The sequence below is a fragment of the Kribbella sandramycini genome (assembly GCF_013131805.1).
GTDB lineage: Bacteria > Actinomycetota > Actinomycetes > Propionibacteriales > Kribbellaceae > Kribbella > Kribbella sandramycini.
In genome coordinates this window covers 198,548-210,783 of the sequence record NZ_JABJRC010000005.1, presented here as the reverse complement: position 1 = coordinate 210,783, position 12,236 = coordinate 198,548, and the positions used below count along the sequence as shown (strand labels likewise).

The window sequence follows — 12,236 nt, the reverse complement described above, 5'->3', positions numbered from 1 at the left end:
GCTCTGGTACGGCGAAGCCCGGGTCTCCCTGCGAGGGAGGCCCGGGCTTTGTCGTGACCGCAGTGCTCAGGCGACGCGGTCGCGGCCGGCCTTGAAGGTGTTGCAGCTGCCGGGCTTCTTGGTGTTGAAGCCGGCGATGTTCCACTGGTAGTTGCTCTTCGCGTTCCCGTGGTCGTGCGTGCGCGGGCGCGCGTACTCGTCACCGGTGTGCGAGATCAGGAACCGGTAGCTGGTCAGCAGCGGGCCCGTGATCGGCAGGAAGGCCGAGTTGATGCCGAGGTACGCCGCGCCCAGGCAGGTCGCCTGCAGCTCACGGCGGCGGCTCTCGGTCAGCTTGTCGGCCGGGGACATCGTCTGCGCGCGCTCGATGGACGCCGTCAGCACACCGGTCCGCTTCTGGATGTGGTGGCCGTACTCGTGCGCGAACGTGCTCAGCATCAGCGCGCGGGCGTAGACCGGGTTCGACTTGTAGGCGCGCGCGTCGGGGGCGTAGGGCATGTAGATGGTCTCGTTGACCCCGCAGTACGCCGCTCGGACGCCGCCCTGCCGGCCGCACGCGGTGTTGATCCGGCCGTTGTACACGGCAACCTTCGGGGCGCGGTACTTGACCTTGATCTTCTTCATCGCGACGCCCCAGGTGATGTTCATACACCCGAGCAGTTGGTTGTAGTAGGCCTGCGCGAGCTGGTACGACGTCGGCGCGAACGGGGGCTCCTTGCACTTCGACGGCCCCAGCAGGCCGACGCCGTACAGGTTGCTGTTCAGCACGATCGCATCCTGCTTGGCCGTGGTCGGCGTCGGCGGCGGCGACGGCTGCTCGACCGGCGTGGTCGGCGCGGACGGCGTCGGGCTCGGCGTCTCACTCGGCCCCGCGGACGGCGTGTTCCCCGCCTGCGGCTGCTCGTCGTCGCCCAAACTGCCCACCAGCAACGTGATCCCGGTGCCGACCACCAGCACTGCCAGCACCACCAGCCCGATCAGCAACACCCGCGGCGTCTTGCGCGGCTTCTTGCGCCGCCCGCCACCCGGCGGCTGCGGAATCGGAATCGGCGGGTACTGCCACGTAGGCGCCTGCTGCACCGGCTGCCCCATCGGCCCGAGCTGCCCTCTGTTCTCCGCCGGCCCCGGCTCACTGGGAGCCCACAAGTAAGAGCTTTGGGTAGGCGCGGCGGGGTGCGGAGGCGGCGGCTGCTGCTGGCCGCGGTTCGGCGGCGGGCCGACCGGACGGCTCGGTGCCGGACCCGACTGCGGGGGACGCTGGGGAGCGGAGTACGGCGGCGCGGGCTGCTGCGGGGGGCGGGGCTGCTGCGGGCGCGTGGGCGGTGTCTGGGGTGGGGTGGGGCGGTTGGCGCCGGAGGGCTGCGGCCGCGCGGGCGGCGGCTGCTGCGGGCGTGCGGGAGGACCTTGGGGCGGCGTTCCGGAGGTGTCCGGCTGTGGGCGGTCCGACTTGGTGTCTTCGGGGCGGGTGGTCCAGCCTTCGCCGAACCAGTTGTTGGGGGTGCGTGGGGTATCGGAGGCGGCGGGGTCCTGGAACTCCCGTTTCGCCTCGCTTCCGGTCCACCACCGGGGCGACTGCCCCTCCCGGCGCTCCGGCGGGCCGGCGGCCTCGCCGTCCGCCGGCTCGTTCCCCCGTGGTGGGTTCCCGCTGTCCGACATCGAAACTCCTCACGACCTTCTGGGTGTAGCCGTCAACTGCTGCTTCCGGCGCTTCTCGGGGTGCCGAGGCTGCGCACGGTCGATCGGTCCCCCCCAGAACTCCGCCGTACGCCCCCGGGTCATACTCTGCGTGATCCTGGCGCACTGCGCCAGCCACCGCGGCCGGTCGTGAGTTACTGCACCCTCCGCGACGACGCGGTGAAGGTGTTGCACACACTTGGGTTCCGGCTGTTCCAGCCACGCAGCGCCCAGTACTTGTGATTGACCCCGTCGCCGTGGTCGTTGTTGTGGTCCGTCCAGGCGCCGATCAGGAAGTTCCACTGGAACTTCGACTGCCCGGTGATCGGGTAGCTGCTCCGGTTCGAGCCGATGAAGATGTCGCCGAAACAGGAGGCCTGCAGCTCCAGCCGCCGGCTCCACTCCAGCTCCTTGGCCCGGGTCGGCGCCTCGTACTGCAACTGGTGGGTGGCGCCCATGATGCCGGTCAGGTTCTGCACGTGATGCCCGTACTCGTGCGCCAGCTGGTGCAGCATCCACATCCGCGCCCAGACCTTGTCGTAGTCGTTCGGCAGCGCGTAGTTGCGGGTGTCCTCGGTGATGTTCATGTAGATCGTGCCGTTGCTCGGGCAGTAGAACGGCGGCCCGGTGTCCGACCAGGCGCCGCACGGCGACTGCACCGTCCCGGTGAACGTCATCAGCCGCGGCGGCCGGAACGTCACGCCGGACCGCTGCACCATCGCCGGCCAGGAGCGGTTCAGGCAGTTGATCAGGTTCCGGTAGTTCACCTTGGCCCCAGCCGCGGTGGCGGGCCGTGCGCTCGACTCCCGGCAGCCGACGGACCGCATCGTCCCGGCCGACTTGTAGACCCGGTTCCGGGCGACCCGGTCCAGATCGGACACCTGAGGCTTCTTCGGCTTCGGCTTGGTCGTCCGCGGCGCCGTCGGCCGAGTGGCCACCGGCACCGGTTTGGTGGTCGTCGGTGACGCAACCGGCGTCGGCGGCCCGGCTGTCGGCTGGGTCGTCGTCGGCGAGGTCGTCGGGCTGTAGGTGTACGACGGCGTCGGGTCACTCGAGTACGACGACCCGGCGTCCTTCAGCGCGGCAGACAGGCCGACCATGCCGGCCACCGCGACACCGATCACACCGAGCACGATCAGCGCCGCCTTGCCGGCACTGCCCTTCTTCCGCGGCGGCCGCGGCTGCTGCGGCCCCCAGCCGAACTGCGGCTGCCCAGGAGGCGGCGGCGCGTAGTAGGGCTGTGGAACACCCTGGTACGGCGGCTGCCCAGGCGGGAAATGCCCCTGCGGCGGCGGGAAGTGCGGCGGCTGCTGCGGGTACTGCCCGGGTGGGGGCTGCTGCGGGTACTGGCCCGGCGGCGGGCCCCACTGATTGCCTGACACGCGCCTGACGGTAGCGGAGCGCTGGCTCAACCTGCGCCCTCCCGCACGGTATGGTGCCTCGGTCAACTGACCCTCTCTTTACGGTGTGATTGGGCAATGCGTCTACGTCTGCTCGGGACTTCCCTGTGTGCTCTCGGTCTTGCCGCCCTGACCGGCGTACCGGCCGGCGCGACCGCTACCGATGGCACGGCCGATCCGGTCGTGACCAGTTACAACGCCACCGTCCGGGTCGAGGAGGACGGCCTGCTGCGCGTCTCCGAGACGTGGAAGCTGAGTGAGGTCACCGGGACGTTCTCCCGGTTCGTGCTCACCCGGCGGCACCTGGCCGACGATGTCGACCACGTGCAGGAGCTCGGCGACGTCCAGGCGAAGGTCGGCGGCGCCGCGAAGAACGTCGAGCTGAAAGAGGACGGCGACGTCACTGCGATGGCGGTCGGCGACCTCCAGGGCAGCACGCAGCTGGACATCAGCTACACGGTCAAGGGCGCGGTGGCCAAGACGCTGAACGGCACCGAGGTGCAGTTCGCCCCGCTCACCGGGATCAACCTGACCATCCAGCAGGTGCACGTCGAGTACAGCACCCCTGCGGTCAGCCACGTCTCCTGCTTCGCGGGCGCAGTCGACAGCAATACCCCGTGCACGCTGGCGCAGCTGGCCGAGACGGCCGGCCCGACGTTCGAGCAGACCGGTCTGCCGCCCGGCAACACGGTCCGGATGACGGTCGGCTTCCCCGACGGCAAGATCGCGGCCAACTCGATCGTCGAGTACCGCAAGACGTTCAAGCGCGCGTTCTCCACCGACACCGCGCAGCTGTCGGTCGCAGTGGCGGTTCTGGTGCTCGGTGCGATCGCGCTGCTGCTCCTCTACCGGATGCGCGGCCGTGACCAGGTCGACCCGCGCCGTGTGGTCCCGGCGTCGCTGTTCAGCCTCGGCCCGGACGCGACGATCGCCTTCTCCCCGCCGTCGGACCTGCGTCCAGGCGAGGTCGGCACGCTGATCGACGAGCGGATCGATCCGGTCGACGTCACGGCGTCCATCATCGATCTGGCTGTCCGCGGCCACCTGACGATCATCGAGCTCGAGCACCGCAGCGAGTACGCCCGTCCGGACTGGGAGCTGCGCCGCGTGGCGAACGCTCCCGCCGAGGAGCTGCAGCGGTACGAGAACGTGCTGATCCGCGCCATCTTCGGCGACTCCGACTCCGTGCTGGTCTCTGAGCTGGGCCGTCAGGTCCGGGCCAACCTCGAGCAGGTGCAGGACGCCCTGTACGACGGTGTGGTCAAGCGCGGCTGGTTCAACGAGCGCCCGGACCGCACTCGCTCGCTGTGGGCCACCATCGGCATCGGGACCACTGTGGCCGGTGTCGTACTGACTGTCCTGTTCGCGCTGCTCACCAGCTGGGGTCTGCTCGGTTTGGCGATCACCGCGATCGGTGTCGGCCTGCTGGTCATCGGCCGCTACATGCCGGCCAAGGCGCCGGCTGCGGGCCGAGTGCTCGGTCAGATCGCCGCAGTCCGCGGTGAGCTGCAGGAGATGGACATCAGCGAGCTGCCGACCGACCAGCACGCGGTGCTGTGCGCGCGGGCCCTGCCGTACGCCGTCGTCCTCGGCGGCTCCGAGCGCTGGATCGATGCACTGGTCGCAACCGACGACGACGCCGACGAGGACGAAGGCTTCTCCTGGTACCGCGGTCCGAGCGGCTGGCACCTGCAGAACCTGCCGGACTCGCTCCGCAACCTCACCACCAACCTGACGGGCGCCCTGTTCGCCCGCTGATACCTACTACCAGTTGGCTTGGGGGCCGTGCGGTGGCAGCGCGGTCCCAGCCGGGTGGATGACGTAGACGAGCCCGCCGGAGTGCGGTACCCAGGCGTTCTCGAAGGCTGCGCGGTCGTACGTCGTTCGCACCTCGTCGTTACTCGGGATGAGGTGCGACGCCGGGTCGTTCACAACCACATCGCCGTTCGGCGCGAAGCCGACGATCACCATCAGGTGGCCGTTGGTTCCGTACCCCGCACCGGGCAGATCGCCCTTCTTGAACGACAGCGACGCCACCAGTGGGATGCCGGCCTTGATGAACTGCTCCGCCTCGGTCAGCGACCGCAGCCGGGTGACGAACCCGTCCACGCCACGCGTCCCGGCGTACGCCGTGTTGAACGGCCAGTTCCCGGCGCCGTCGTACGCGTAGTCGAAGACCTGCCGGGCCGCGTGGTCGACCTGCGGATCGGCGTCCTCTGGATCGACCCAGGCGGTCTCGGCCGGAGTCGGGCCGGCGCCGTAGTAGTCGAGCACCATCGCGGTAGACGTCGCTGAGCACCACGCCTCGCCGCCGCCGTCCCACTGCGGGTAGTGGCCGAGGTGCGTCTCCTGTGAGTACGTCGGAACGTCCAGAGTGATCCCCTGCGCGCCGCCAAGGGGGCTCACGGCAACTTTCGGGTCAGATGGCAGCCGGGACGCCACTGCGCCGACCGAACGGACCTGCGGCGCCTGACTGGTGCCAGTGAGCCGGTACAGCGTCACCTTCAGCTGCCAGCGGTCGATCCAGCGGTTCTTGGCCGCGACGAACGTGTCCACCGCGACTGAGCCGTTCGCGTCGCCCTGGCGTGGCACCGACGTCCGGTGCATGGTTTCGTCACCGGCTGCCCAGCGGCCGAGCACGTACCACTTGGTGGCTGTTCCCTGGTCGGTCCGGCCCGCCATCGACACCTCGACCCACGTCCCGGGCGGAGTGTCGGCGTTCCAGGACGCGATCAGCTCGGTCGCCCCGAAGCCGGTGCTCATCGGCGCCGACGTCCAGCTCACCTGGTCGTAGCTGCGCGCGGTGCCGTCCCCGAACGGGTCGACGTACGTCGTACTCCCAGCGGACTGGCCGAAGCGCAGCGTGCCGTCGGCGACTGTGGTGCCGGAGTGGGCTCCGGAGAGGAAGTCGGTGGTCGACGTCCACGTGTGGAAGGCGATCTGTCGCGGCGGGGCTACCTTGACGGCTGCGCTCGGCAGGACTGCGGAGCTCAGCACGGCCACAGCGGCGATCAGGGCGGTGGCGGTACGCGGGGCGGTCATCTTTCGACGGTAGGCCCGGATGCCGCCGCTGTCGCGGTGAACGCGTGCCGCGCACCCGGGTTATGCCGTCAGAAACTTACGAACGCTTGTCCCACTCCTCGGTGAGCAGCGCGAAGACCAACTCGTCGGTCCACTCACCCTTGAGGAACTCGTTGCGGACGAAATGCGCCTCCTGGCGCATCCCGAGCCGCTGCAGCAGCTTCACCGAGCCTGTGTTGCGGCCGTCGAGGCGGGCGATCATCCGGTGGTACCCGAGCTCCTCGAACCCGAGCCGGAGCAACTCGACCGCGGCCTCGGCGGCGTACCCCCGGCCACCCGACTCCGGGTGGAAGACGTACCCGATCTCGCCGGTGCGGTGCTCGGTGCTGTTCACGAACAACGTGACCTCGCCCAGATGGACTCCGGTCTCACGGAGGATCACCGCGAGCGTGAGAGCCTGGCCGTCGGTATCCATCGGGACGTCGGCCAGCCGGGCGGCCATCGACTCCCGGACCTGCTCCGGCGTCTTGGCGTCGTACAGCAGGAACCGCGTCACCTCAGGGTTGGACTGCAGTTTGAGCAGGTTGTCGTAATCGGTCTCGGCGTAGCGGCGGAGGGTCAGGCGCTCGGTCTCGATCGGCAGGGAATAGGTCACCGATCGAGACTAAGCGCCGACCGGGTCTACCTAACGAGCCGCGGGCTGGCTGTGAAGGTGTTGCACTGGCCGACGTTGCGCGAGTTGTAACCGCGGTTCGACCAGTAGGGCTGGATCGCCTTGCTGCCGTGGTCACGCTTGGTGTCGTACTCGTCGCCCGAGTTCGCGTGGCTCCAGACGATCTGCTTGCGGACGGCGCTGGAGACCATCGTGCTCCGGTTCGCGCCCAGGAAGACCTGGCCGAAGCAGGTCGCCTGGATCTCCATCCGGCGGTTGATCTCGAGCGCGTGGTCGCCGGTCCGCCGGTACTTGATGTTGTACATCGCGTCCAGGATGCCGGTGACCTCTTGCAGGTGGTGGGCGTACTCGTGGGTCGTCGTGTTCATGCTGGCCGCCCGCACCCAGGCGGTCGCGACCGGGTCCCGCGGGTACTTCTGCCACCAGTCGACCCGGGATTTCGCGTCCATGTAGATGGTCCGGTTGCTACCGCAGTAGAACGACCGCTGCACCATCGAGCCGCATGGGCTGTAGCCGGTTCCCCAGTAGGTGCTGGTGGAGACGGGCTTCCACTCGAAGCCGGCCGCGCGCACCTGGGCGGGCCAGGCCCGGTTGAGGCACTTCACGATATCGGCGAAGTACGTCCGGGCGCCGGGCAGCGTGGAGGGGCGGGACTTCGGCTCCCGGCAGTTCACCGAGCGCTGGACGCCGGTCTTGTAGAACTTGTTACGCGCGGTCAGATCCGTGTCGGACGGAGGTGGCGGCGTGGTCTTGGTCGGGCTCGGCCGGGTGACGGTCGGGCGCGTGGGCTTCGGCACCGTCGGGCCGGTGGACGTCGACGAGCCCGGGCCCCAGGTCGGCGCCGGAGTGTTCGTCGTCGACGTGTAGACCGGCGTCGGGTTGGCGTAGTTGTTCCGCTGCTGTTTCTGCAGCATCGCGAACAGGTACAGCGAGACGACCCCGGCGACCACGAGCACGATCGGGACGATGATGAACGGCGCCTTGCTGCGCTTGCGCTTCGGCGGGAAGCCGTTACCGCCGAACCCGAACCCCGGCCCGGGCGGCGGACCCATCGGCGGGCCCATGGGCGGACCCATCGGCGGCCCCTGCGGGGGCGGACCCCAGTACTGCTGCGGCGGCCCTTGCGGCGGGCCATATCCAGGCGGCGGTCCCTGCGGTGGTCCGTACTGCGGCGGACCGCCGTAGTGCTGCGGTGGCTGGCCGGGCGGTGGGCCGTACTGGTTCGACAAGAGGTCCTCCTGGGGGGCTCTGCACCTTATCTTGTCAAGAAGGAGTGCCACTTCGACTGGGGCGGTGGGGCGGGGAAGGCATTCAATACAGCTACCCTTGACCGGTGACACTTCGCTTGTACGACACCGCGACAGCTTCAGTGAGGGATTTCGTGCCGGTCCACCCGGGCCAGGTCGGGATCTACCACTGTGGGCTGACGGTGCAGGGTGCCCCGCATGTCGGGCACATCTACAAGGAGGTCGTCTTCGACGTGCTGCGGCGCTGGTTCGAGCGCTCCGGCTACCAGGTCACGGTGATCGCGAACGTGACCGACATCGACGACAAGATCCTGGCGAAGTCGGCCGAGCGGTCCGTCCCCTGGTGGGCGCACGCGTACGAGTTCGAGCGCGAGCTGCACTGGGCGTACGAGGTCCTCGGCTGCCGCCCGCCGACGTACGAGCCGCGCGCGACCGGGCACATCCCCGAGATGATCGAGATGATCGGCGAGCTGATCGAGCGCGGGCACGCGTACGCCGCTCCGGACGGCTCGGGTGACGTCTACTTCGACGTGAAGTCCTGGCCGGCGTACGGCGCCCTGTCGCACCAGAAGATCGCCGACATGGAGCCCGCCGAGGACGCCGACCCGCGCGGTAAGCGCGACCCGCGCGACTTCGCGCTCTGGAAGGGCTACACCGAGGGCACCCCGCGGACGGCGTCCTGGCCGACGCCGTGGGGCCGCGGCCGCCCGGGCTGGCACCTGGAGTGCTCGGCGATGGCCGGCAAGTACCTCGGTGACGAGTTCGACATCCACGGCGGCGGCCTCGACCTGCGCTTCCCGCACCACGAGAACGAGCTGGCCCAGTCGACCGCGGTCGGGCAGAAGTTCGCCCGCACGTGGATGCACAGCGCGCTCGTCACCACGGCCGGCGAGAAGATGTCGAAGTCGATGGGTAACGGCGCCGTCGTCCGCAACGTCGTCCAGCGGGTGCGGCCGATCGAGCTGCGCTACTACCTCGTCCAGTCGCACTACCGCTCGGTGGTCGAGTTCTCCTTCGAGGCGCTGGAGGAGGCTGCGAAGAGCTTCCAGCGCGTCGACGGGTTCGTCACCCGGGCGACCGAGGTGACCGGCGGCGTCGACGCGGCGTCCGAGCTGCCGTCCGAGTTCGTCGCCGCGCTCGACGACGACCTGGGGACGCCGGCTGCGGTCGCCGTCCTGCACAACACCGTCCGCGACGGGAACAAGCTGGTCGCCGACGGCGACTCGGCCGCGTTGCGGGAGAGTCTGGCCGCGGTGCGCGGGATGCTCGACGTGCTCGGGCTGGATCCGCTGGCCGAGCCGTGGGTCTCCCGGTCCGCGGCCGGTGACGAGCTCACCGGTGTGGTCGACGGTCTGGTGAAGGCGCTGCTCGAGCAGCGCGCCGCCGCCCGCGAGCGCAAGGACTACGCGGCGTCGGATGCGATCCGTGACCAGTTGAAGTCCCTCGGCGTCGTCGTCGAGGACACCCCGCAAGGCCCGCGCTGGACGATTGCGGCCTCGAACACCGAAGGACAGTGAAGTAGTGCCAGGCAGCAGTCGGCGCAAGGGCGCCATTCGTAAGAAGACGGGTAACCCGACCGCCGGTTCCGGTGGCCGGATCCGCCGTGGGCTCGAGGGCAAGGGCCCGACGCCGAAGGCCGTCGACCGGACCAAGCACCCGGCCCACAAGCGGGCCAAGGCGAAGGCACGCGCCGAGGAGCGCGCGAGCAGCCGCCGTCCGGCCCGCAAGGACGCCGACGCCACCGTCGAGTGGGTCTACGGCCGCAACCCGGTCGTCGAAGCGCTCCGGGCCGGCGTCCCGGCCGCCGCGCTGCATGTTGCCGAAGGCACCGAACGGGACGCCCGGCTGCGCGAGGCGCTGCTGATCGCCACCGAGCACGGCATCTCGATCCTCGAGGTCCCGCGCCAGGAGCTCGACCGGGTCACCGCCGGCGGCGCCCACCAGGGCCTGGCGATCCAGATCCCGCCGTACGAGTACGCGCACCCCGACGACCTGCTCGACCGCGCCTACGACGCGCACCAGGTCCCGCTGATCGTCGCCCTGGACGGCGTCACCGACCCGCGCAACCTCGGCGCCATCACCCGCTCCGCCGCCGCCTTCGGCGCGCACGGCGTCGTCGTCCCCGAGCGCCGCGCCGCCCAGGTCTCGGCGTCCGCCTGGAAAACCTCCGCCGGCGCCGCGGCCCGCATCCCGGTCGCCCGCGCCACCAACCTCAACCGCGTCCTCAAGTCCTACAAGGACGCCGGCCTGCTCGTCATCGGCCTCGACATGGGCGGCGCCGTCGAACTCCCCGCCCTCGAAGCCGCCACCGAACCCCTCGTCCTCGTCGTCGGCTCCGAAGGCAAAGGCCTCGCCCGCCTCGTCCGCGAGAACTGCGACCTCATCGTCTCCATCCCCATGACCTCGGCCACCGAATCCCTCAACGCCGGCATCGCCACCGGCGTAGCCCTCTACGAAATCTCCCGCCGCCGCGCTTGATGTACCTACTTGAGGTAGGTACATTTGCGGTATGGAGACCATCGGGCTGCGGGAGCTGAATCAGAATCCGTCGCGAGCGGTGGCGCGCGTCCGCGCGGGGGAAACCATCGTCGTGACCGATCGGGGCCGGCCGGTGCTCCGGCTGGTCCCCGAGGTCGATCGGCCGGACACTCTGCAGCGGATGGTCGAGTCCGGCGAGGTGACGCCGCCGGCCGAGCTGGGCATGCCTGACCTGATGCTCGAGCTGGCGCCGAATGTCGAGAGCCTGTCGGATCTGCTGATCGAGGAGCGCGACCGGGAGCGGCGTCGGTGATCTATCTCGACGCCTGCGCGTTGCTGAAGTTCATCAAGCCCGAGCCGGAGTCCGCCGCGCTGCGGCAGTGGCGCGAAGAGCTCTCGGAGCACGAGGAGCTGGTCACCAGCGAGCTCTCCGAACTGGAGGTCAGCCGGACGTTGCTGAGGGCCGACGTCGACCACCAGCACGTGCCGTTCTTCGCCGGGCAGGCGATGCGTGGGTGCTACCTCGTCGACCTGACCAGGACGGTGTTGCGGCGAGCCATGGCGTACCGCACCCCACGACTCGGATCGCTGGATGCGATCCATCTGGCCAGCGCCGAGCCGTTGCGTGCTGAGCTGTCGGCGTTCGTCACCTACGACCGCGAACTGGCGAGAGCCGCCACCGAGTTGGGATTCCCGGTGACGGCTCCGGCCTGATTGCCTTGATCCCTGCGTCAGTAGACGTTGACGCCGTAGCGGGAGAGGACTTCGGGGACGGGGTTGTAGTAGGTGGTGCCGCCGGTGGTGCAGTTGCCGGAGCCGCCGGAGGTTAGGCCGAGGGCGATGGTGTTGGCGAAGAGTGCGCCGCCGGAGTCGCCGCCTTGGGCGCAGACGTTGGTGCGGATGAGGCCGGTGACGGTGCCTTCGGCGTAGTTGACGGTGGCGTTGACGCCGGTGACGGAGCCGGAGCGTAGGCCGGTGGTGGAGCCGGAGCGGCGGACGGCTTGGCCGACGGTGGCGTTACCGGCGGAGGTGATGTCCTGGGTGCTGCCGTTGTAGAGGTTCACGACGCCGGGGTGGTTGGTGTAGGAGGCGGCGTACTTGACGATCGCGTAGTCGTTACCGGGGAAGCTGGAGCCGGTGACGGTACCGAGCAGCGTGGTCTTGGCGGAGTTCGCGTACCAGGTGGAGGCGATGTTGCCGCAGTGGCCCGCGGTCAGGAAGTAGTAGGCGCCTGCGTTGTCGCGGACGTTGAAGCCGAGCGAGCAGCGGTACTGCCCGCCGTAGATGGCGTCGCCGCCGGCGATGTACTTCGTCAGCTTGCCGGGGATCTTCTCGAGCGTGATCCGGCCGGCGAACCGGTCGGTGACGCGGGTCAGCTCGGTCAGCTTGGACGCCGTCACGGTGTCGTCGTACGACACGATGATCCGGCCGTCGGGGTTGGTCTGCCAGGCGGTGCCGGGGATCCGGGCGTCGGTGTTCAGGGCCGAGGTGATGTCGGCGGCGGACGGGACGACGGGGGCGGCGGATGCCGATCCGGTCAAGAGACCGGCGGCGACGAGCCCGGCAGTGGCCAGGATCGCGGTACTACGGCGGATGTGGTTCACGGTTTCAGCCTCCTCACGATGAGGACGCGCTCGGGGCGGGTGCGTCCTTGACTTCAACCAGGAGCACTCCTACCCGCAAACACCGCAGAGTATTCAAACAAACCCGGAGCGTGACCGGTTTTCGGCCACGCCCCGGGGG

General features: G+C 69.5%; 11 protein-coding genes. 5 read left to right on the top strand and 6 right to left on the bottom strand.

All coding sequences use genetic code 11. The features are described from left to right. Positions 1-66: 66 nt before the first annotated feature. Positions 67-1,092 (bottom strand): neutral zinc metallopeptidase, encoded by a 1,026-nt coding sequence (locus HPO96_RS21630; protein ID WP_171675338.1) that lies wholly within the window; start codon positions 1,090-1,092, stop codon positions 67-69. A 737-nt stretch (positions 1,093-1,829) separates the two neighbouring features. Further along, entirely contained in the window at positions 1,830-3,056 is a 1,227-nt protein-coding gene (locus HPO96_RS21625) for a neutral zinc metallopeptidase (protein WP_337796749.1), read from the bottom strand. A 96-nt stretch (positions 3,057-3,152) separates the two neighbouring features. Between HPO96_RS21625 and HPO96_RS21620 the strand changes: the two genes are divergently transcribed. Next, positions 3,153-4,832 (top strand): DUF2207 domain-containing protein, encoded by a 1,680-nt coding sequence (locus HPO96_RS21620; protein ID WP_171675337.1) that lies wholly within the window; start codon positions 3,153-3,155, stop codon positions 4,830-4,832. A gap of 6 nt (positions 4,833-4,838) precedes the next feature. Here the strand turns inward: HPO96_RS21620 and HPO96_RS21615 are convergent, their stop codons facing one another. From HPO96_RS21615 to HPO96_RS21605, 3 genes are all read right to left on the bottom strand, one after another. Further along, positions 4,839-6,116 (bottom strand): peptidase C39 family protein, encoded by a 1,278-nt coding sequence (locus HPO96_RS21615; protein ID WP_171675336.1) that lies wholly within the window; start codon positions 6,114-6,116, stop codon positions 4,839-4,841. Positions 6,117-6,192: 76 nt separating this feature from the next. Then, a complete protein-coding gene (locus HPO96_RS21610) occupies positions 6,193-6,750 on the bottom strand; it encodes a GNAT family N-acetyltransferase (RefSeq protein ID WP_171675335.1) in 558 nt (185 codons plus the stop codon). Positions 6,751-6,776: 26 nt separating this feature from the next. Then, positions 6,777-7,844 carry a neutral zinc metallopeptidase gene (locus tag HPO96_RS21605; RefSeq protein ID WP_171675334.1) on the bottom strand — a complete coding sequence of 356 codons (1,068 nt, stop codon included), beginning with the start codon at positions 7,842-7,844 and terminating at the stop codon, positions 6,777-6,779. Between the two features lie 257 nt (positions 7,845-8,101). Here HPO96_RS21605 and cysS point away from each other — a divergent pair, with 257 nt between their 5' ends. The 4 genes from cysS to HPO96_RS21585 are packed head-to-tail and all read left to right on the top strand — an operon-like array spanning position 8,102 to position 11,207. Continuing rightward, positions 8,102-9,532 carry a cysteine--tRNA ligase gene (cysS, locus tag HPO96_RS21600; protein ID WP_171675333.1) on the top strand — a complete coding sequence of 477 codons (1,431 nt, stop codon included), beginning with the start codon at positions 8,102-8,104 and terminating at the stop codon, positions 9,530-9,532. A 4-nt stretch (positions 9,533-9,536) separates the two neighbouring features. Continuing rightward, entirely contained in the window at positions 9,537-10,493 is a 957-nt protein-coding gene (gene rlmB / locus HPO96_RS21595) for a 23S rRNA (guanosine(2251)-2'-O)-methyltransferase RlmB (RefSeq protein WP_171675332.1), read from the top strand. A gap of 31 nt (positions 10,494-10,524) precedes the next feature. After that, positions 10,525-10,806 carry a type II toxin-antitoxin system Phd/YefM family antitoxin gene (locus HPO96_RS21590; RefSeq protein ID WP_171675331.1) on the top strand — a complete coding sequence of 94 codons (282 nt, stop codon included), beginning with the start codon at positions 10,525-10,527 and terminating at the stop codon, positions 10,804-10,806. Then, positions 10,803-11,207 carry a PIN domain-containing protein gene (locus tag HPO96_RS21585; RefSeq protein WP_171675330.1) on the top strand — a complete coding sequence of 135 codons (405 nt, stop codon included), beginning with the start codon at positions 10,803-10,805 and terminating at the stop codon, positions 11,205-11,207. Before HPO96_RS21590 ends, HPO96_RS21585 begins: the two co-directional genes overlap by 4 nt. Before the next feature lie 17 nt (positions 11,208-11,224). Here the strand turns inward: HPO96_RS21585 and HPO96_RS21580 are convergent, their stop codons facing one another. Next, the gene (locus HPO96_RS21580) at positions 11,225-12,097 is read right to left on the bottom strand and encodes a chymotrypsin family serine protease (RefSeq protein ID WP_171675329.1); all 873 of its coding nucleotides are present in this window, start codon (positions 12,095-12,097) and stop codon (positions 11,225-11,227) included. Between the last annotated feature and the right edge of the window lie 139 nt (positions 12,098-12,236).

What these genes read in the sequence shown, in the direction of transcription:
- HPO96_RS21615 (WP_171675336.1), bottom strand. Translation starts at nt 6,116, where the DNA reads ATGACCGCCCCGCGTACCGCCACCGCCCTGATCGCCGCTGTGGCCGTG.
- HPO96_RS21590 (WP_171675331.1), top strand. Translation starts at nt 10,525, where the DNA reads ATGGAGACCATCGGGCTGCGGGAGCTGAATCAGAATCCGTCGCGAGCG.
- HPO96_RS21630 (WP_171675338.1), bottom strand. Translation starts at nt 1,092, where the DNA reads ATGGGGCAGCCGGTGCAGCAGGCGCCTACGTGGCAGTACCCGCCGATT.
- HPO96_RS21620 (WP_171675337.1), top strand. Translation starts at nt 3,153, where the DNA reads ATGCGTCTACGTCTGCTCGGGACTTCCCTGTGTGCTCTCGGTCTTGCC.
- HPO96_RS21605 (WP_171675334.1), bottom strand. Translation starts at nt 7,844, where the DNA reads ATGGGTCCGCCCATGGGCCCGCCGATGGGTCCGCCGCCCGGGCCGGGG.